Consider the following 18,945-nt stretch of genomic DNA (forward strand, 5'->3'; position numbering starts at 1 on the left):
CATGGCCCAAACCACGCCCCCTGCCCCGCCCGAAATCTTTGCCCGCCACCGCCGCCTGGCCCAGCGCGCGCGCATGCGCCGCCTGGCCACGCGGCCAGATGCCGCGCGCTTCCTGGCCGATGACATGATCGAGGACATGCTCGATCGCCTCGCGTTCCTGCGCCACGCGCCGCAGACCGCGCTGATTATCGGCGATCTGGACCATACTCTGGGCGCCGCGCTGGCCGCGCAGGGCGTTGCCGTGACCCATGCTGATCCGGCTGCCCTGCCCGGTGAAACCGGGGTGGACCAGGAAGCCCCCCTACCCTTTGCCGAGGGGTTCGATTTCATTGCCGTGCTGGGTACGCTCGACACGGTGAACGATCTGCCCGGCGCGTTGGTGCATCTGCGCCGCGCGCTGGCGCCCGATGGCCTGGCGATGCTGAGCTTTACCGCCGCCGGCAGCCTGCCGGCGCTGCGCAGCGTGATGCTGGCTGCTGACGCGGATCGCCCCGCCCCGCGCGTACACCCGCAGGTGGATGTGCGCGCTGGCGGGCAATTGCTGCAGCGCGCCGGCTTTGCCGATCCGGTGATCGACAGCCGCAGCCTGGCGGTGCGCTATCGCAGCCTGACCCGGCTGGTGCAGGACTTGCGCGACCAGGGCCTGTCCAACTGCCTCGCCCGCCCCGGCGCGCCGCTCGGCAAGGCTGCCCTGGCGCGCGCGCAAGAGGCCTTTGCCGCCGCTGCTGATGCGGAAGGGCGGGTTACCGAGACGTTCGAGATCCTGACGCTGAGCGGCTGGGCCAAGCCGCTGCGCGCGCCGAAGTTTTAGGCGGAACGCCCCCTCCACCACCCCTGCGCGGCGGTGGTGGAGGGGCTTTGATCCTTACGCCTTCAACGCCGCCTGCGCTGCGGCCAGGCGCGCGATCGGCACGCGGTAGGGGCTGGCCGAGACGTAATCCAAACCAACCTTTTCGCAGAACGCGATCGAGGCGGGATCGCCGCCGTGTTCGCCGCAGATGCCCAGCTTGATATCGGGGCGGGTCTTGCGGCCGCGCTCGGCCGCTAGTTCCACCAGCTGGCCCACACCCTCGATATCGAGGCTGACGAACGGGTCGCGCGGATAGATGCCCTGGTCGACATAGGGGTTGAGGAAGCGCGCGGCATCGTCGCGGCTTACGCCGAGGGTGGTCTGCGTCAAGTCGTTGGTGCCGAACGAGAAGAACGTGCCTTCCTCGGCAATTTCCCCGGCCATCAGCGCGGCGCGTGGCAGCTCGATCATCGTGCCGACCAGGTAATCCAGCGTCTTGCCCTTGTCGGCAAAGACCTGTGCGGCCACGCGATCGACCAGCGCGCGCAGGATCTGCAGTTCCTTCTTGGTGGCGACGAGCGGGATCATCACCTCGGGCACGACTGCTTCGCCAGACTTGGTGGCCACTTCCACCGCCGCCTCGAAGATCGCCTGGGCCTGCATCTCATAGATTTCGGGGAATGTGATCCCCAGGCGGCAGCCGCGATGGCCCAGCATCGGGTTGAATTCATGCAGTTCCCCGGCACGGCGCTTGAGGTGGTCGACACCCAGGCCGGTCACTTCGGCCAGTTCCTCGAACTCAGCATCGCCGTGCGGCAGGAATTCGTGCAGCGGCGGATCGAGCAGGCGGATCGTCACGGGCAGGCCGGCCATCACCTCGAAGATCGCGATGAAATCAGCGCGCTGTTCGGGCAGCAGCTTGGCCAGCGCGGCGCGGCGGCCTGCTTCGTCTTCGGCCAGGATCATCTGGCGGACGGCGGAAATGCGCCCGGCTTCGAAGAACATATGCTCGGTGCGGCACAGGCCAATGCCTTCGGCGCCGAACTGGCGCGCCACCTGGCAATCCAGCGGCGTTTCCGCGTTGGTGCGCACTTTCATGCGGCGGTGCTTGTCGGCCCAGACCATCAGCGTGGCGAAATCGCCGACGAGTTCGGGTTCCACCATCGCCACTTCGCCGGCCATGATCTCGCCGGTCGAACCGTCGAGCGTGATCACGTCGCCTTCGGCCAGATCACGGGTGCCGATCCGCGCCTTGCGCGCGGCCATATCGATCGACAGGCCCGACGCGCCCGAGACGCAGGGGCGGCCCATGCCGCGTGCCACCACGGCGGCGTGGCTGGTCATCCCGCCGCGCGCGGTGAGGATGCCCTTGGCCGCGTGCATGCCGTGAATGTCTTCGGGGCTGGTTTCCACGCGCACCAGGATCACGCTGTCGCCGCGTTCGGCGCGCGCCTGGGCGGTATCGGCGTCGAACACGATCGCGCCGCTGGCCGCGCCCGGCGAGGCGGGCAGGCCCTTGGCCAGCACATCGCGCGGCGCCTTGGGATCGAGCGTGGGGTGGAGCAGCTGATCAAGCGCCATCGGATCGACGCGCGCGATTGCGGTGGCCTCGTCGATCAGGCCCTCGCCCACCATGTCCACCGCCATCTTGAGCGCGGCCTTGGCGGTGCGCTTGCCCGAACGGGTCTGCAGCATCCACAGCTTGTTCTTTTCAACCGTGAACTCGATGTCCTGCATGTCCTTGTAGTGCTTTTCCAGCAGCTCGAACACGCTGGCCAGCTCGGTATATGCCTGCGGCATGGCCTCTTCCATCGACAGCGGCTTGGCCCCGGCCCGCTCGCGCGCGGCCAAGGTCAGGTATTGCGGGGTGCGGATGCCGGCCACCACGTCTTCGCCCTGGGCGTTGACCAGCCATTCGCCGTAATAGGCCTTTTCGCCGGTCGCCGGATCGCGGGTGAAGGCAACGCCCGTGGCCGAGGTATCGCCCATGTTGCCGAACACCATGGCCTGGACGTTGACCGCCGTACCCCATTCGGCCGGAATGTCGTTGAGCTTGCGATAGACCTTGGCGCGTTCGCTTTCCCAGCTATCGAACACCGCGCCGATCGCGCCCCACAGCTGCTCGTGCACGTCCTGCGGGAACGGGCGGCCCAGTTCCTCTTCAACGATCGCCTTGTATTCGCCCACCAGCTTGCGCCAGTTGTCCGCGCTCATTTCCACATCGGCGTAATAGCCGTTGTCTTCCTTGGCGATTTCCAGCGCATCTTCAAAGCGGTGATGGTCCACACCGAGCACCACGTCGGAGTACATCTGGATGAAACGGCGATAGCTGTCCCAGGCAAAGCGGGCGTCGCCGGAATCGGCCGAAAGTCCCTCAACCGTCACGTCGTTGAGGCCGAGGTTGAGCACGGTATCCATCATGCCCGGCATCGACACCCGCGCGCCCGAGCGCACCGAGACCAGCAGCGGATTGGCCGCATCGCCGAATACGCGGCCGGTCGCCGCTTCGATGTGCGAGAGCCCGGCGGCCACGCCCGCCTTGATGTCGGCGTCAAACTGCTTGCCGGCCGAATTGTATTGCGTGCACACTTCGGTGCTGATGGTGAAGCCCGGCGGCACCGGCAGGCCGATGCCCGCCATCTCGGCCAGGTTGGCGCCCTTGCCCCCGGTAATGGTCTTGTCCTTGGCCCGAGGATCGTCGTTACGCGCACCACCGCCGAAATGGAATACGTATGCACTCATGATTACAGTCCGTTCCTTGAGCAAAGGTCAGTCATTGCGAGGTCCAGGAAATGGACCGAGGGCGGTTAGCCCTCGATCCGCGAGAAGTCCGCTACTTTGTGCACCGCAGCACGGAATTGGTCAAGCAGGGCCAAGCGATGGGCACGCTTTTCCGCATCTGCGTCATTGACCGTAACGTCATCGAAAAACGCATCGATCGGCGCGCGGAGCGAGGCCAGCGCGGCCATGGCGGTGGTGAACGCCTCTTGCGCCACAGCTTCGTCCACCTGCGGCTCGGCCTGGGCGAGCGCCGCCATCAGCGCCGCTTCGGCCGGTTCGGGGGTGTAGGACAGCGCCGCTTCGCCATGGGCAAATTCGGCCGCGACATCCTTGAACAGGGGATCATCGACCAAGACCAGAGGGTCTTCCTCGCCAGTGGGCGGCACCACGCCCTCGCCTTGCGCGCCAGCGGTTGCTGCCGCTTCCTTCTTGAGGATATTGGCCGCGCGCTTGTAGCCCGCCAGCAGGTTGACGCCGTCTTCGGTGCCGACGAACGCCTGAAGCGCCGACACGCGCGCCAGCAGGCGCACAACATCGTTTTCCCCGCCGAGCGCAAAGACTGCATCGATCAGATCATGGCGCACACCAGCTTCACGCTGTTGCACCTTGAGGCGCTCCGCGAAGAATACCATCAAATCGTCCAGAATTTTTTTTGCTTTATAATCAAATATATTATCAGCTTCTTCGGAAAATTTCTCTTCATCAAATTCTATATCGAAAATCTCATCAATCTTCTTTTCGCTAATTCCTTCGTTAAGCACCAATTCTAAATTTACTCGCGCGTCAATTCGGTGTTGCCGTTCAATAATTGAAATACGCGAGAAGTTACGCGCCGCAGTAATCACCAATGGATCACTTAAATCTACACGGCAGTTATTCTTGAGCAGTAGCCGAATGATAGCCAACGCCGCACGACGCAGAGCAAACGGATCTTTAGAACCCGTTGGCTTTTCGTTCACGGCAAAAAATCCAACAAGCGTATCGAGCTTATCCGCCAGCGCGACGCACACCGAAACCGGCGCGGTGGGTACATCGTCACCCTGCCCCACCGGCTTGTAGTGATCGCGGATCGCGTCGGCCACGGCATCACCCAGGCCTTCGGCGCGAGCGTAATAGCCGCCCATCAGGCCCTGCAGTTCGGGGAACTCGCCAACCATGTCGGTGACGAGATCGGCCTTGCACAGCTGCGCCGCCTGGCGCGCCAGGGCCGGATCGGCGCCGGGCACCACGCCTTCGCGGGCGAGCCATTCGGCCAGGTCGGCCACGCGGGCCACCTTGTCGGCCACGGAGCCGAGCTTTTCGTGGAACGTGATGCGCGCCAGCTTTTTAGCTTGGCGGGCGAGCGGCACCTTCTTGTCCTGCTCCCAGAAAAAGCGGGCGTCGGACAGGCGCGCGGCGAGCACCTTGCGGTTGCCCGCGACGATCGCTGCTCCACCATCGGTGGCGGCGATATTGGCGGTGCAGACAAAGGCATTGGCCAGCTTGCCCGCGGCATCGCGGCAGATGAAGTACTTCTGGTTCACCCGCGCGGTCAGCTGGATCACTTCGGGCGGCACGTCGAGGAAAGCCTCGTCAAAGCGGCCGAGCAGCGGCTGGGGCCATTCGGTGAGGCCGGCGTTTTCCACCACCAGCCCTTCATCGTCCACCAGCACGAGGCCGGCGGCCTGCGCTGCGGCGCGCGCGCCATCGCGCACCAGCGCTTCTCGCTCGGCGTGGTCGACGATCACGTAAGCGTCGCGCAAGCGGGCGGCATAGTCGGCCGCGCCCGTGATGGTGATGTCACCGCTGTGGTGGAAACGGTGCCCACGCGTGACCGTGCCAGAGCGGATACCACCCACTTCGAGGTCGATCGCCTCGTCGCCCAGAATCGCGATGATGCCCGAGAGCGGGCGCACCCAGCGCAAGGATTCCGGGCTGAACGAGGCGGCGCCCCAGCGCTGCGACTTGGGCCAGGGAAACGCGCGGACGATCGCCGGGATGGCCTGGGCCAGCACATCCTTGGTCGCGCGGCCGGGCTTTTCGGTGATGGCGAACAGCACGCCATCGCGCTCGGTCAGTTGCTCGCGGGTCAACCCGGTCTTGCGCAGGAAGCCTTCCAATGCCTGCGGCGGGGCCGAGGCGCGTGGCCCCTTCACTTCCTCACTGACAGCTTGCGTGCCCAGCGGCAGATCGCGCGCGATCAGCGCCAGCCGGCGCGGCGTGGACCACACGGTGATCGCGCCCGGCGTCAGTCCGGCGGCGGTCAGTTCCTTGACGAACAGCTTTTCCAGATCGGCGCGCGCGCCGGCCTGCATCCGCGCGGGGATTTCTTCGCTGCGCAGTTCGAGCAGGAAATCGGCGGTCATGCGGCGTCTCGCTTGGGTGTGGTCAAGGTGGTGTCAGCGCCCTTCGACAGGCTCAGGGCGAACGGGGTGTGAGAACTGATCCGGAAGTCCGTTCGGGCTGAGCTTGTCGAAGCCCCCGGCGCAACAAACCGGCTCATGCGCTCCACCCCGGGAATTTCTGCGCCCATTCGTCCTTGTACTTGTCCATATAGGCTTCGCACGAACCGCGCGCGAGGTCGCGCACCTTGCCCATGTAGCTGGCGCGTTCTTGCACCGAGATCACGCCGCGCGCCTGCAACAGGTTGAACACGTGGCTGGCCTCGATCGCCTGTTCATAGGCCGGGATCGGCAGCTTGGCATCGAGGCAGTTGCGGCATTCAGCCACCGCCTTGTTGAACAGGTCGAACAGCGCGTCGGTGTTGGCGATCTCGAAGTTCCACTTCGACATCTGGCGTTCGTTTTCCAGGAACACCTGCCCATAGGTCACGCCGTGACTGTTGTAGGCCAGGTCATAGACGTTATCGACGCCTTGGATGTACATCGCCAGGCGTTCCAGGCCATAGGTCAGCTCGCCGGCCACCGGCTTGCAATCAAACCCGCCCATCTGCTGGAAATAGGTGAACTGGGTCACTTCCATCCCGTCGCACCACACTTCCCAGCCCAGGCCCCAGGCGCCCAGCGTCGGGCTTTCCCAATCATCCTCGACAAAGCGGATATCGTGCTGCAGCGGATCGACGCCAATGGCGCGCAGGCTGTCGAGATAGAGATCCTGCATGTCGGCCGGGCTCGGCTTCATGATCACCTGATACTGGTAATAATGCTGAAGCCGGTTGGGATTTTCGCCATAGCGGCCGTCGGTTGGCCGGCGGCTGGGCTGGACATAGGCCGCGTTCCACGGCTCTGGTCCCAGCGAGCGCAGCGTGGTGGCCGGGTGAAACGTGCCCGCGCCCACGCGCATGTCATAGGGTTGCAGGACAAGGCAGCCCTTGTCGCTCCAATAGGCATGGAGGCGCAGGATCATGTCCTGCAGGCTGAGCGGCTTTGGTGCAGTATCGGCCATGGTGTGCCGCCCATGGCCGATGGCGCAGCGCAAATCAACCGCCAGCAGGCGCAACATGGGGACTTCCCATTGCGCGCTGCCCTGTGCATGGGACAAGGCATGCGCCGCTTCCTTGCCCAGATCCCCGCCCGCATCGCCGCCTGTGCCGCCATGGCGCTGCTGCAGGCCCCTTTTTCTGCCGATGCGCAGACCATCCCGCTGCCTGCGCCGCAAGCGGAGCAGGCCGATGCCGCGCCCTCGCGCCCGGCGCTGTGGAAAGTGGCTGACGCTGATACCACGATCTGGCTGTTCGGCACGATCCACATGCTGCCCAAGGGCGGCGCGCCGTGGCTGGTCGGCCCCGTCGCCAAGGCGCTGAACGGATCGGACACGCTGGTGACCGAGGTGACGCAGGCCGACATGCATGGGGCGATTGACACCGCGCCAGGCCTGCTGCCCAAGGGGCAGACCCTGACGGCCCTGCTGGGGCCGCAGCGCGCGGCGCGGCTGGCGGCCACACTCACCGCATCCGGCATGCCGGCCACGCAGCTGGATGGCTACAAGCCGTGGATGGCGGCCACCGCGCTGTCGATGCTGCCGCTGGTCCAGCGCGGCTATCAGCCTTCGCACGGCGTGGAAGCCGCACTGCAGGCGGCCCACCCGCAACGGCAAGCGGGTCTGGAAACCGTGGCGTTCCAGCTTGGCCTGATCGACAGCCTGCCCCAGGATGCACAGATCGCCTGGCTCGATAGCGTGGTCGCCCAGTACGACACGATCGGCGAACAGATCGCCGGCATCGTTGCGGCCTGGCGCCAGGGCAACGCCGAGGAACTGGGCAAGCTGATGACCGCCGACATGCAGGACGATCCCCGCCTGATCGACGCGCTGCTGATCCGCCGCAACGCCACCTGGGCCAAGTGGATCGAACAGCGGCTGAAAACGCCGGGCACCGTGTTCATGGCCGTGGGTGCCGGGCACCTGGCCGGCAAGGGCAGTGTGCAGGAAGACCTGGCGCGCGACGGCATCACTGTGACGCGGGTGCAATGACCATGACCATGCGCTGGAAACCGTTCCTCGTCGCCGCCCTGGCCCTGCTCGCTGCGGCGTGTCACAAGGCAGCACCACCGCCGCTGCCGGCCAAGGTGGCGCTGTGGGAAATCGCCGATACCAGCGGCACGCGCGGCTGGATATTCGGCACGGTGCATGCCTTGCCCGCTGGCGTGCAATGGCGCCGCCCGGCGATCGACCACGCGCTGGCCAATGCCGATCGCCTGGTGCTGGAAATCGCCCAGCCGCTCGATGGCAATGTTGCCGGCGTGGCCCTGGCGCGCCTCGCCTATACCCCTGGCCTGCCGCCGCCCTCGGCGCGCGTGGCGATGAAGTATCGCGATGCCCTGGCAAAGGTTTACAAAGACCTCAACCTGACCGACGCACAGTTCCAGAACGAGGAATCCTGGGCGGTCGCCCTACAGATCGCTGCGATCGGTGGGCAGAAGGAAGGCATGGACCCAGCCAGCGGGGTGGAGCCGCAACTGCGCAAGCTGATCGGGGGCAAGCCGGTAGCGGGCCTGGAAACGCTGGACGGGCAGTTTGGCATATTCGATGCCCTGCCCGATCGCGCGCAGCAGACCCTGTTGGAACAGGTCGCCGTGGAAGCGGCCGATAACCGCGATGACGATGCCGACATGGTGCGCCTGTGGCTGCGCGGCGATGACCTGGGCATTGCCCGCGAAAGCCAGAAGGGCTTTCTGTCTGATCCCACGCTGCACCAGGCGCTGCTTACCGCGCGCAACGCGGCCTGGGCCAGTCAGATCGATGCCATACTCAAGGATGGCGCCGCCCCCTTCATCGCCGTGGGCGCGGCGCACGTGGCCGGCAGCGATGGCCTGCCCGCGCTGCTCCAGGCCAAGGGCTGGCTGGTGCGCCGGGTGGAGTGATCGCGCACGCCCCTTGCTTTTTCGGCCCGATCCGCTAAGGGCCGCCGCTTCCCCGTCATGGTCATCCCTGGAGGCGTGGCGGAAGGAACATGCAACAGATTTATTTCGGAAGGTATTTCACATGAGCGAGACGCTGACCCTGTCGGCTGAGCTGCGCGAACGGGCAGGCAAGGGAGCCTCCCGTGCCCTGCGCCGCGAAGGCCGCACTCCTGCCGTGGTTTATGGCGGCAACCAGGAACCGGTTGCCATCCACCTCGAAGAAAAGGAACTGGCACGTGCCTTGGGCACCGGCCACTTCTTCAACTCGATCGTCGAACTGACCATCGGCGGCAAGAAGGTCCGCACTCTGCCCAAGGACGTGGCTTTCCACGCCGTGAGCGACCGTCCGCAGCACGCAGACTTCCTGCGCGTGAGCGCGAATGCCGAAGTGCACGTGAACGTGCCCGTGGTGTTCCAGAACGAAGAAAAGGCCCCCGGCATCAAGCAGGGCGGCGTGCTCAACGTTGTGCGCCACGAACTGGAACTGGTGTGCGAAGCCAACAAGATCCCCGATGACATCATCGTCGATCTCTCGGGCCTGGAAATCGGCGATTCGGTGCACATCAGCGCCGTGAAGCTGCCGGCCGGCGCCCGCTCGGCGATCACCGACCGCGATTTCACCATCGCTACGATCGCCACGCCGACCGTTCTGACCGAGGAAGAAGAAGCTGCTGCTGGCGAAGCCAGCGAAGGCTGATCTTTCCGGCACGGCAGCTTTCGGGCTGTCGCATCGGTTCAAGGAACCCCTCCCCAACCGGGAGGGGTTCTTTTTTGCGCCGCGCCCATGCAATAGGCACGCGCGCCCTCACCGCAAAACACCCTGCAAACTCCAACCACAACCGGAGCGTCTGCCATGCAAGTCTGGGTTGGCCTGGGAAATCCCGGCCCGCAATACGCCCTGCACCGCCACAACGTGGGCTTCATGGCGCTCGACACGATTGCCGATGTCCACGGCTTTGGCCCGGTGCAGAAGAAGTTCCAGGGCTGGGTGCAGGAAGGCCGCATCGGCGCGCAGAAGATCATCCTGCTCAAGCCCGCCACGTTCATGAACGAAAGCGGCCGCGCCGTGGGCGAGGCACTGCGCTTCTACAAGCTCGCCACCGATGCCCTCACCGTGTTTCATGACGAACTGGACCTGGCGCCGTTCAAGGTGAAAGTGAAACAGGGCGGCGGCCATGCTGGGCACAATGGCCTGCGCTCGATCGACCAGCACTGTGGCGCGGAATTCCGCCGCGTGCGCCTGGGCATCGGCCACCCCGGCCACAAGGACCGCGTGACCGGTTATGTGCTGGGCCCCTTTGCCAAGGCGGAGCACGATGACCTGGTCACCATGCTGGGCGCCGTGGCAGCAGAAGCCGATCGGCTGGCCCAAGGCGACGATACTCGCTTCATGAGCGATGTGGCCCGGCGCCAGCAGGATTGAAACGCGCCAGCAAGATTGAAATGTCCTGAAAAGGTTAACGCGAATTTCCGGAAAAACCGTCGGAATCGCTTACAACCGACACACCCGTGAAACGGCGTTAACCACCAAAAAGCGCTGATTTCTGCAATTGGCACCGCTTTTGCTTTTACCTCTGTCAACCAAGACAGTGCATTCGGATCTAATGGTTCGAACGTCTGCCTTCCAGTTTGAAACTTCAAGTTTGACAGGGGACTGACCATGAAGCGTTCGATTGCCATCCTCGCCGCCGCGCTGACCACCACCATCGCTGCTGCCCCGGCCCACGCCACCTTCTTCCACACCCACTATTGCAACTGCGGCCACTCGGCCGGCGCCGCGATGTGCGGCAGCACCTCGTCGACTTCGACCTCGACCTCGGGTGGCAGCACCACGTCTTCGACCACCTCGTCCACCTCGGGCGGTTCGACCACGTCGTCGACTTCGGGTGGCAGCACCACTTCGACCTCGACCGGCGGCTCGACCACCTCGTCGACCTCGGGCGGCAGCACTACCTCGTCGTCGACCGGTGGCACCGACGTGCCGGAACCGGGCATGCTGGGCCTGATGGGCGCTGGCCTGGCTGGCCTGGCGTTCGTGCGTCGCCGCCGCCGCTGATCGCGGCACGCGGGCCTGGGGGCACCAGCACAGGGACGGGCCGGCACGCCTTGCGCATGCCGCCCGGCTGGCCCAAATCCCGCCGCCACGCGATGTTTCTCCAAAAATGCCGTCCAAGCCTGGCTTGGGCGGCATTTTTGCGTTCGGAAGAGGTCTATGGCCTCAACGTGCCTGGGCGCGAGCGAGATCGGCGCGGAACAGGCGGTTGGCCGGATCGGCATCGACTGCGCTCTGCATCAGGCGTTGGGCGGCGGCCATGTCCTGCCCGGCGTTGAGCCGCACGAGGCCAGCGATGTGCAGCATGTCGGGATCGCGCGGCGCCTGGGCCAAGGCGCGGTCGGCATAGGCGATCGCGTCCTGGTGGCGGCCAGCGTTGGTGCAGGCCACCGCCAGCCGCTTGAGCACTTCGGGATCGCTGCCATTGCCCAGCAGCGTGGTATAGGCGGTAATCGCTGCGGCCCAATCGCGCCGGCCCAGCGCCGCCTGCCCATCGGCAGCCAGGCGCTGGTCCTGCTGCCACTGGCCGGAGCGGAGCCGCGCCGCCAGCGCATCGGCCGAGGGATCACCCGCTGCCCGCGCCGCGCGCAGGGCCAGATCCAGCTCGCGCTGCCCGGCCAGCAGCGAATCCGACAAGGGCTTGACGGTGCGCAACGCCGTGGCCGGATCGCCGGTGGCCAGCTGCGCTTCGGCCAGCATCATGCGCGAATAGGGATTTTGCGGCGAGAGCAGCAGCGCGCGGGCAAAGATCACGCGGGCCTGCTCGGGATGGCCCAGACGCAGCAACGCCTCGGCATAGGTCAGCCCATTGGGGGTGCGTGGATCGAGATCGACCTCGTGCGGCGCCAGCAATTGCCGCACCTTTTCCCAGTCGCCCTTTTCGCTGGCGAACTGCACCTGCAGATCGAGCACGCGTGAATCGCCCGGCGCGAGGCGCGCGGCCTTGCCAATCAGGCCGATCGCGCGGTCGAGCTGGCTTTGCATGTCAGCCAGGTTGGCCCGCTCGATCAGCGGCTCGATCCGGCGGGGATAGGCGGCGATTGCGCGGTCATAAGCAGCGCCGGCCGCGTCTAGCTGGCCTTGCCTGATCCGCAGCGCCCCTTCGACCATCGCGGTATCGAGGCCCTTGGGATCGAGCCGCTGCATCACGGCCAGGACCTGGTCGGCCCCGGCAAAATCTTCGGCCGTGATCAGGAAGCGGGCATAGTCGCGCGCGAGTTGCACATTATCGCCGGCGGCCATGCCCTGGCGAAATGCAGAAAGCGCCTGGGCATTGTCGCCCAGCGCCTGGTGCGCTGCGGCCCGCAGGCGCCAGGCATTGGCATCGCCATCCTGGCCCAGCAGCGACAGCGCCTGGCGCGGCAGGCCGCGCAGCAGGGCTGCTTCGGCCTTCATGCGGTTGACCGCCGGCCCGCCACCGCCGGCATCTTCCAGCCGCGTCAGCGTTGCCTGCGCGCCATCGCCATCGCCCATCTGCAACTGCGCACGGGCGAGCAGCCGCAGCAGCGCCTGCGTGTCGGCGGCGGGCAGCTTGCCCGAGTCGAGCGCGCTCAGTGCTTCCATGCGTGCGGTCACGAAATCCTGCGCGGCAAAGGCGCTGCGGGCCTTGGCGGCATGGGCGGCGGGATTGTCGCCACAGCCGGCCAGCACCAGGGCCAGCGCCAATGCAGGGGTGATCAGCGCGCCGCGCGGCAGACCGGGACGGGCATGGAAGGGCAAAAACGATGGCAGGTTGGCGCGCCTCATGCCGGTTGCCATGCCAGCAAGGCCTGAAACTTCGGTGAAGATTGCCGACCGGCCACGCAAAACCCCTTGCCACAGGGCGCTGCCCCCTTGACCTTGGGCCTACAAGCCACCATCGCGGCCGGCAATATGCGGCCCCGCATCGGCTTGGGGCCATAGCCAAGGACACGAAGATGGGTTTTCGTTGCGGGATCGTCGGCCTTCCCAATGTCGGCAAGTCGACGCTGTTCAACGCGCTGACCGAAACGCAGGCGGCCCAGGCCGCCAACTATCCGTTCTGCACGATCGAACCCAACGTGGGCAATGTCGGCGTGCCCGACGCCCGGCTCGATACCCTGGCCAAGATCGCCGGCAGCCAGAAGATCATCCCCACCCAGCTTGGCTTTGTCGACATCGCCGGCCTGGTGCGCGGTGCATCCAAGGGTGAAGGCCTCGGCAACCAGTTTCTGGGCAATATCCGCGAAGTGGATGCGATCATCCATGTGCTGCGCTGCTTTGAAAACGACGATATCCAGCATGTCGACAACCGCGTCGATCCGCTGTCGGACGCCGATACGGTGGAAACCGAGCTGATGCTGTCGGACCTGGAAAGCCTGGAAAAGCGCGTGCCCGCCGCCGCCAAGAAGGCGACCAGCGGCGACAAGGAAGCCAAGGCCATGGCCTCGGTGCTGGGCCAGGCGCTGGAATTGCTGCGCGAGGGCAAGCCGGCCCGCCTCACCCAGCCCAAGGATGACGAGGAAGAGCGCCTGTTCAAGCAGGCGCAGCTGCTCACCGCCAAGCCGGTGCTCTATGTCTGCAACGTGGAAGAAGAAAGCGCCGCCACCGGCAATGCCCACTCCGCCCGCGTGTTTGAAAAGGCCAAGGCCGAAGGCGCCGAAGCCGTGGTGGTCTCTGCCGCGATCGAAGCCGACCTGATCGGCATGGACAGCGAGGAACGCCTGGCGTTCCTGGCCGAACTGGGCCTGCATGAAACCGGTCTCAACCGCGTGATCCGCGCCGGGTATGACCTGCTGCACCTGCTGACCTTCTTCACCGTCGGCCCCAAGGAAGCCCGCGCCTGGACCGTCCATCAGGGCGCCAAGGCCCCCGAGGCTGCCGGCGAAATCCACTCCGACATGCAGCGCGGCTTCATCCGCGCCGAAACCATCGCCTTTGACGATTTCGTCTCGCTGGGCGGCGAGGCGGGCGCGCGCGATGCCGGCAAGCTGCGCCAGGAAGGCAAGGAATACATCGTCAAGGACGGCGATGTGATGCACTTCAAGTTCAACGTCTGAACCTGTTCGATCGGATGGTTGACGCATGGGGAAAGCAGGTTCACCCTGCCCCCCATGCGACACTATGAAGATCTGGAAGTGGGCGCCGTTGCCCGGTTCGGGCAACGCCACGTCACGCGAGAGGAAGTGGTGGAATTTGCGGGCAAGTATGACCCGCAACCGTTCCACCTGTCTGACGAGGCGGCCGCCGCCACGCACTTCGGGCGGCTTTCCGCCAGTGGCTGGCACACCTGTGCCATGACCATGGCGATGATCGTGGAAGAGCAGGACCGCGCCGGCCACCAGGGCCTTGGTTCACCCGGCATTGACGAACTGCGCTGGCGCCACCCGGTCTATCCCGGCGACACGCTGCGCGTGGAAACCACGATCCTGAGCAAGCGGCGCAGCCAATCGCGCCCGGAAATGGGCCTGTTCCGCGCCGAAACCCGCGTGCTCAACCAGGATGGCGTGATCGTACTGACCATGGTGAGCAACGCCATGGTGAGCACGCGCGACCCCAACGGCATCGACTGAACAGGCAGGGTCCATGAAAAAGGGCGCGCGTGGCATTGGCCACACGCGCCCGTTTCCTTGCATCAGATGTGCGTGATCACATCTTCTGGGCAGAGGTCTGATCGGCCGTGACCGGACGACGCAGGCCAGCATGGTGCTTGGCCTGGTGATGACGTGCGTGATGCTTCTTGGCCTTCTTGGGGTGGGTCTTGGCCCACTTCCAACGCTCGAGCGAGCGCAGGCGCGTTTCCAGGCTGTCAGCCCGGCTACCGGCCGATTGCGCCGCCATCGAGGCGGCCTGGGCGGCCGAACCGGCGCTCTGTGCGGCAGTCATCGCGTTGTTGGCCGAGCCCTGCGCCTGCGCCGCAGCCTGTGCCGCGGAATCGGCCGAACCCTGCGCCCGCTGCGCCGTCATTACGCCTTCATCAGCGCGCGCCTGTGCCTGATCGGCCGCAGCCTGGGCCCGCTTAACCGATCCGGTGGTTGCACACCCTGCCAGCGCCATTGGCAGAAGTGCGGAAAGCAACACGATGTGACGACCCTTGTTCATAGGCGTTTCCCTTAGTCTTTGGCGCCCCCGCGCGATGCAAGACGCATGAGAGGGCAAAGAGTCACGCCGAAATGGACCGAAACGCGCCAGATTGGTGCTTTTGCAAGATATGGTGCGCAAACCTACATCGGCTTGCACTGCACATTGCCCTTGGCGGTATAAACCGGGCGGCTATCGGCGTCGGAAATCACCAGTTGCCCGTCAAAGCTGTCGATCACGCCCATCGTCTTGGCCTTGCCATCATCGATCCGCGTCAGCGTCAGCGCCCACTCGCGCCCGGTATAGTGCGACCAGCCGTGCTGCGGCAGCTTGGCACTGCCCTTGTCGGCGGCCAATACCACGATCTGATCCTTGATCTTGATGAGGCCGCGATCTTCCTGCGCCAGCAGCACCGCCCCCATGCCACCATTGTCAGGCACGAAGTTGCATCCCGATCCGGTCAGCTTGCCTTTGGTGATGTCGAAAAAGTCGATGACCTGCGGGCTGATCTCCTGCGCCGGTGCCCGCTCCTTCTGCGCCGCCTCAACCTGGGCAATCGCCGCATCGTCGCTTTGCTGCGGGGCCTTGTGACACGCGGCGAGCAAAACCAGAGGCAGGGCAATAGCGGCACGATGCATGGGGTCTCTCCCGTAAAGGTCTTTGATCTGGATAATCGTGGAACAGCTGGCGACCAAACGGTTCCTCGCCCCCCTCCACCACGCGCTGCGCGCGCGTTTCCCCTCCCCCGGTGGGGGAGGATCTTCTCCCTGAACAAATCCTCCCCCACCGGGGGAGGTGGCGGGCCGCAGGCCCGACGGAGGGGGCGCTATTTCCGCCCGAACAGCTTCTCGATATCGCCGTGGGCCAGCTTCACCCAAGTCGGCCGGCCATGATTGCATTGGCCAGAGCGTGGGGTCACTTCCATTTCGCGCAGCAGGGCGTTCATTTCCGGCACCGACAGCACGCGGCCGGCGCGCACCGAGCCGTGACAGGCCATCGTTGCCAGCACCAGGTCGAGCCGCTCGCCCAGCAATAGTGCGTCACCGTGCTTGGCGAGGTCATCAGCCACGTCGCGCACCAGGGCCTGGACATCGCCCTTAGCCAATGCTGCCGGCACGCTGCGCACCAGCATGGCCGCCGGGCCAAAGCGTTCGAGCGCGAGGCCGAAATCGGCAAGGCGCGGGGCGGCTTCTTCAAGGCGGTCGCACGATGGTTCATCGAGGTCGACCACTTCGGGCAGCAAGAGGGCCTGGGCGGGAGCCGTGCCCTCGCCTGCGCCGGCGGCGCGGAGGCGTTCGAGGACGAGGCGTTCGTGCGCGGCGTGCTGGTCGACGATGACCAGACCATCGCTTGCCTCAGCCACGATATAGGTCTTGGCCACCTGGCCCCGCGCCACGCCGAGCGGATGCTCCACCGCCTCGGGCACCGGCTCGGCCGCCGTTTCGGCGCGGGCCACGGGCGGCGCCATCACGCCGGCCTCATAGCCGCGCCACGCCTGCCCCGCCTCGCTCACGCGGGCGGGCTGATAGGACGGCGTGAAGATGCTGCCCTGGCGCGCCGGTTCTGGCGCGGGTGGCGGGGTGAAGAGTGGCGCCGGCGCAACCGGTTCGGCCTGCCAAGAACGCATCGCGCCGGCATCGGGCGCCTGGGCAGAGCGGCGATCGCCGGTGGAGAGCGCCTGGCGCAGGCCGGTGACGATCAGCCCGCGCACCAGCGCACTGTCGCGGAAGCGCACTTCGGTCTTGGCAGGATGGACGTTCACGTCCACCTCTGCGGCCGGCACATCAAGGAACAGCGCCAGCACGGCATGGCGATCACGCGCCAGCATATCGGCATAGGCGCCGCGCACCGCGCCGAGCAGCAGCCGATCTTTCACCGGCCGGCCGTTGACGAACAGGTACTGGTGATCGGCCACGCCACGGTTGTAGGTCGGCAGGCCCGCCACGCCCATCAGGTGATAGTCGCCACGCAGCAGATCGACGGCCACGGCATTGTCGGCCAGTTCGCGTGCCACCAGTTGCGCCACGCGCGCGGCCAGGGTGTCACCAGGCTGGACATGCAGCGCGCGGCGCCCGTCATGCTCCAGCGTAAAACCGATATCGGGCCTGGCCATGGCCAGGCGCCGCACGACATCGAGGCTGGAGGCCCATTCCGAACGCGGGCTGCGCAGGAACTTGCGCCGCGCCGGGATCTTGCCAAACAGGTCTTCCACCCGCACCCGCGTGCCGGGCGGCAGCGCGGCGGGGCCTTCGTTCACCAGCGTGCCATGGTCGATGGTGCGTTTCCACGCCTCGCCATCGGCGCGGCTGCGGCTTTCGATGGTGACGCGCGCGACCGAGGCGATCGAAGGCAGCGCCTCTCCGCGAAAGCCCAGTGTTGCGACCAGCTCGATCGCCTCGTCGGGCAGTTTCGAGGTGGCGTGGCGTTCCAATGCCAGGGCGATCTCGTCCGCGCGCATGCCACAGCCATCGTCGGTCACTTCGATCAGGCCGAGGCCACCTTCGGCCAGACGCACCGAAATCTGCCCCGCGCCGGCATCGATGGCGTTTTCGACGAGTTCCTTGAGCGCACTGGCGGGGCGCTCCACCACCTCGCCAGCCGCGATGCGGTTGATCAGCGTGTCGGGCAGGCGGCGGATGACGCGGGGTGTGGTGGTCATGATCCTGGCAAGGTAGCGACGAACGTGCCCTTTTTCGAGACGGGCAGCATGACTTATCCCATGCCGGCAGTGCACAAAATATTGGGTTTTCCCCCCCGCTTGCGCTAATGAGCCGCCTTCCCCGGGCGCTCACTTTTGCGCATAGGCCACCCATTGCGGTTGGTACCGCGCGCGAATCACACGGATTTTCTGATGGCATCGATGTTTTCCCGATTCTTCAAGTTCGGTTCCCAGAACATTGCGATCGACCTCGGCACGGCGAATACCCTCGTCTATGTCCAGGATCGCGGCATTGTTCTCAACGAACCCTCGGTCGTTGCCATCGAAACGCTGAACGGCATCAAGAAGGTCAAGGCCGTGGGCGATGACGCCAAGATGATGATGGGCAAGACGCCCGACAGCATCGAGGCGATCCGCCCGCTGCGCGACGGCGTGATTGCCGACATCGAAGTGGCGGAAGAAATGATCAAGCATTTCATCCGCAAGGTGAACGGCAGCAAGAGCCTGCTGCGCTACCCGGAAATCGTGATCTGCGTGCCCTCAGGCTCCACCTCGGTGGAACGCCGCGCGATCCGCGACGCGGCCAGCAATGCCGGCGCCAGCCAAGTCTATCTGATCCTCGAACCGATGGCCGCCGCGATCGGTGCCGACATGCCCGTCACCGAGCCGGTCGGCTCGATGGTGGTCGACATCGGCGGTGGCACCACCGAAGTGGCCGTGCTCTCGCTGCGCGGCCTGGCTTACACCACCTCGGTGCGTGTCGGCGGGGACAAGATGGACGAGGCCATCGTCAGCTATGTCCGCCGGCACCACAATCTTCTCATTGGAGAAGCCACGGCCGAGCGGATCAAGAAGGACTATGGCATCGCGACGATGCCGGCCGATGGCATTGGTGAAACGATCCACATCAAGGGCCGCGACCTGGTCAATGGCGTGCCCAAGGAAATCACCATCACCCAGGCCAACGTGGCCGAGGCGCTGTCTGAACCGATCGGCGCCATCGTCGAAGGCGTGCGCATCGCGCTGGAGAATACCGCACCCGAACTGGCTGCCGATATCGTCGACCAGGGCATCGTGCTGACCGGTGGTGGCGCGCTGATCCGCGGGCTGGACGAGCACCTGCGCGAGGAAACCGGCCTGCCGGTGAGCGTGGCGGAAGATCCACTCTCGTGCGTGGCGCTCGGCACCGGCCGCGCCATGGAAGATCCGATCTATCGCGGCGTGCTGATGACCGCCTGAGGAATGCCGGATTTGGAGCCAGGGACGCACGCGGTGCCAGGACGGT

The 18,945-nt window shown here is 65.7% G+C and carries 16 protein-coding genes; 9 read left to right on the forward strand and 7 right to left on the reverse strand.

The window, feature by feature from the left end:
- Window position 1: 1 nt before the first annotated feature.
- Window positions 2-811: a methyltransferase domain-containing protein gene (locus FHW97_RS11225; RefSeq protein ID WP_171799020.1), complete on the forward strand. Its 810-nt coding sequence runs from the start codon at window positions 2-4 to the stop codon at window positions 809-811.
- A gap of 54 nt (window positions 812-865) precedes the next feature.
- Here the strand turns inward: FHW97_RS11225 and ppdK are convergent, their stop codons facing one another.
- The 3 genes from ppdK to FHW97_RS11240 all read right to left on the reverse strand — a co-directional run bounded on the left by ppdK (window position 866) and on the right by FHW97_RS11240 (window position 6,955).
- Window positions 866-3,532, reverse strand: coding sequence for a pyruvate, phosphate dikinase (gene ppdK, locus FHW97_RS11230; RefSeq protein WP_171799021.1), 2,667 nt, complete (start codon window positions 3,530-3,532; stop codon window positions 866-868).
- Window positions 3,533-3,597: 65 nt separating this feature from the next.
- Window positions 3,598-5,916 carry a glycine--tRNA ligase subunit beta gene (gene glyS / locus FHW97_RS11235; RefSeq protein ID WP_171799022.1) on the reverse strand — a complete coding sequence of 773 codons (2,319 nt, stop codon included), beginning with the start codon at window positions 5,914-5,916 and terminating at the stop codon, window positions 3,598-3,600.
- Window positions 5,917-6,049: 133 nt separating this feature from the next.
- Entirely contained in the window at window positions 6,050-6,955 is a 906-nt protein-coding gene (locus FHW97_RS11240; protein WP_107715741.1) for a glycine--tRNA ligase subunit alpha, read from the reverse strand.
- A gap of 99 nt (window positions 6,956-7,054) precedes the next feature.
- On the opposite strand from FHW97_RS11240, the gene FHW97_RS11245 reads away from it, so the two are divergent.
- From FHW97_RS11245 to FHW97_RS11265, 5 genes are all read left to right on the forward strand, one after another.
- Window positions 7,055-7,981, forward strand: coding sequence for a TraB/GumN family protein (locus tag FHW97_RS11245; protein WP_062782294.1), 927 nt, complete (start codon window positions 7,055-7,057; stop codon window positions 7,979-7,981).
- Window positions 7,978-8,871 carry a TraB/GumN family protein gene (locus tag FHW97_RS11250; RefSeq protein WP_171799023.1) on the forward strand — a complete coding sequence of 298 codons (894 nt, stop codon included), beginning with the start codon at window positions 7,978-7,980 and terminating at the stop codon, window positions 8,869-8,871. The genes FHW97_RS11245 and FHW97_RS11250 overlap by 4 nt, the downstream gene beginning before the upstream one ends.
- Before the next feature lie 121 nt (window positions 8,872-8,992).
- Window positions 8,993-9,607 carry a 50S ribosomal protein L25/general stress protein Ctc gene (locus FHW97_RS11255; RefSeq protein WP_022678193.1) on the forward strand — a complete coding sequence of 205 codons (615 nt, stop codon included), beginning with the start codon at window positions 8,993-8,995 and terminating at the stop codon, window positions 9,605-9,607.
- Window positions 9,608-9,763: 156 nt separating this feature from the next.
- Window positions 9,764-10,333, forward strand: a complete 570-nt coding sequence (pth, locus tag FHW97_RS11260) for an aminoacyl-tRNA hydrolase (RefSeq protein WP_054130943.1) — start codon at window positions 9,764-9,766, stop codon at window positions 10,331-10,333.
- Window positions 10,334-10,570: 237 nt separating this feature from the next.
- Window positions 10,571-10,966 (forward strand): PEP-CTERM sorting domain-containing protein, encoded by a 396-nt coding sequence (locus FHW97_RS11265; RefSeq protein ID WP_084390722.1) that lies wholly within the window; start codon window positions 10,571-10,573, stop codon window positions 10,964-10,966.
- A gap of 162 nt (window positions 10,967-11,128) precedes the next feature.
- Here the strand turns inward: FHW97_RS11265 and FHW97_RS11270 are convergent, their stop codons facing one another.
- On the reverse strand, window positions 11,129-12,709 hold the full coding sequence (locus FHW97_RS11270; RefSeq protein WP_171799024.1) for a tetratricopeptide repeat protein: 1,581 nt from the start codon (window positions 12,707-12,709) through the stop codon (window positions 11,129-11,131).
- 170 nt (window positions 12,710-12,879) lie between these two features.
- Here FHW97_RS11270 and ychF point away from each other — a divergent pair, with 170 nt between their 5' ends.
- A complete protein-coding gene (gene ychF, locus FHW97_RS11275; RefSeq protein WP_022674658.1) occupies window positions 12,880-13,980 on the forward strand; it encodes a redox-regulated ATPase YchF in 1,101 nt (366 codons plus the stop codon).
- A gap of 54 nt (window positions 13,981-14,034) precedes the next feature.
- Window positions 14,035-14,493 carry a MaoC family dehydratase gene (locus FHW97_RS11280; protein ID WP_171799025.1) on the forward strand — a complete coding sequence of 153 codons (459 nt, stop codon included), beginning with the start codon at window positions 14,035-14,037 and terminating at the stop codon, window positions 14,491-14,493.
- Window positions 14,494-14,569: 76 nt separating this feature from the next.
- On the opposite strand, the gene FHW97_RS11285 is transcribed toward FHW97_RS11280, so the two are convergent.
- The 3 genes from FHW97_RS11285 to mutL form a co-directional block, all read right to left on the reverse strand.
- Entirely contained in the window at window positions 14,570-15,022 is a 453-nt protein-coding gene (locus FHW97_RS11285) for a hypothetical protein (protein ID WP_183533803.1), read from the reverse strand.
- Window positions 15,023-15,144: 122 nt separating this feature from the next.
- Entirely contained in the window at window positions 15,145-15,639 is a 495-nt protein-coding gene (locus FHW97_RS11290) for a hypothetical protein (protein ID WP_022674661.1), read from the reverse strand.
- 188 nt (window positions 15,640-15,827) lie between these two features.
- Window positions 15,828-17,660: a DNA mismatch repair endonuclease MutL gene (gene mutL, locus FHW97_RS11295; protein WP_171799026.1), complete on the reverse strand. Its 1,833-nt coding sequence runs from the start codon at window positions 17,658-17,660 to the stop codon at window positions 15,828-15,830.
- A 192-nt stretch (window positions 17,661-17,852) separates the two neighbouring features.
- Between mutL and FHW97_RS11300 the strand changes: the two genes are divergently transcribed.
- The gene (locus FHW97_RS11300; RefSeq protein ID WP_022674563.1) at window positions 17,853-18,899 is read left to right on the forward strand and encodes a rod shape-determining protein; all 1,047 of its coding nucleotides are present in this window, start codon (window positions 17,853-17,855) and stop codon (window positions 18,897-18,899) included.
- Window positions 18,900-18,945 lie beyond the last annotated feature (46 nt).

The sequence above is a fragment of the Novosphingobium sp. SG754 genome (genome assembly GCF_013149315.1).
Classification (GTDB): domain Bacteria; phylum Pseudomonadota; class Alphaproteobacteria; order Sphingomonadales; family Sphingomonadaceae; genus Novosphingobium; species Novosphingobium capsulatum.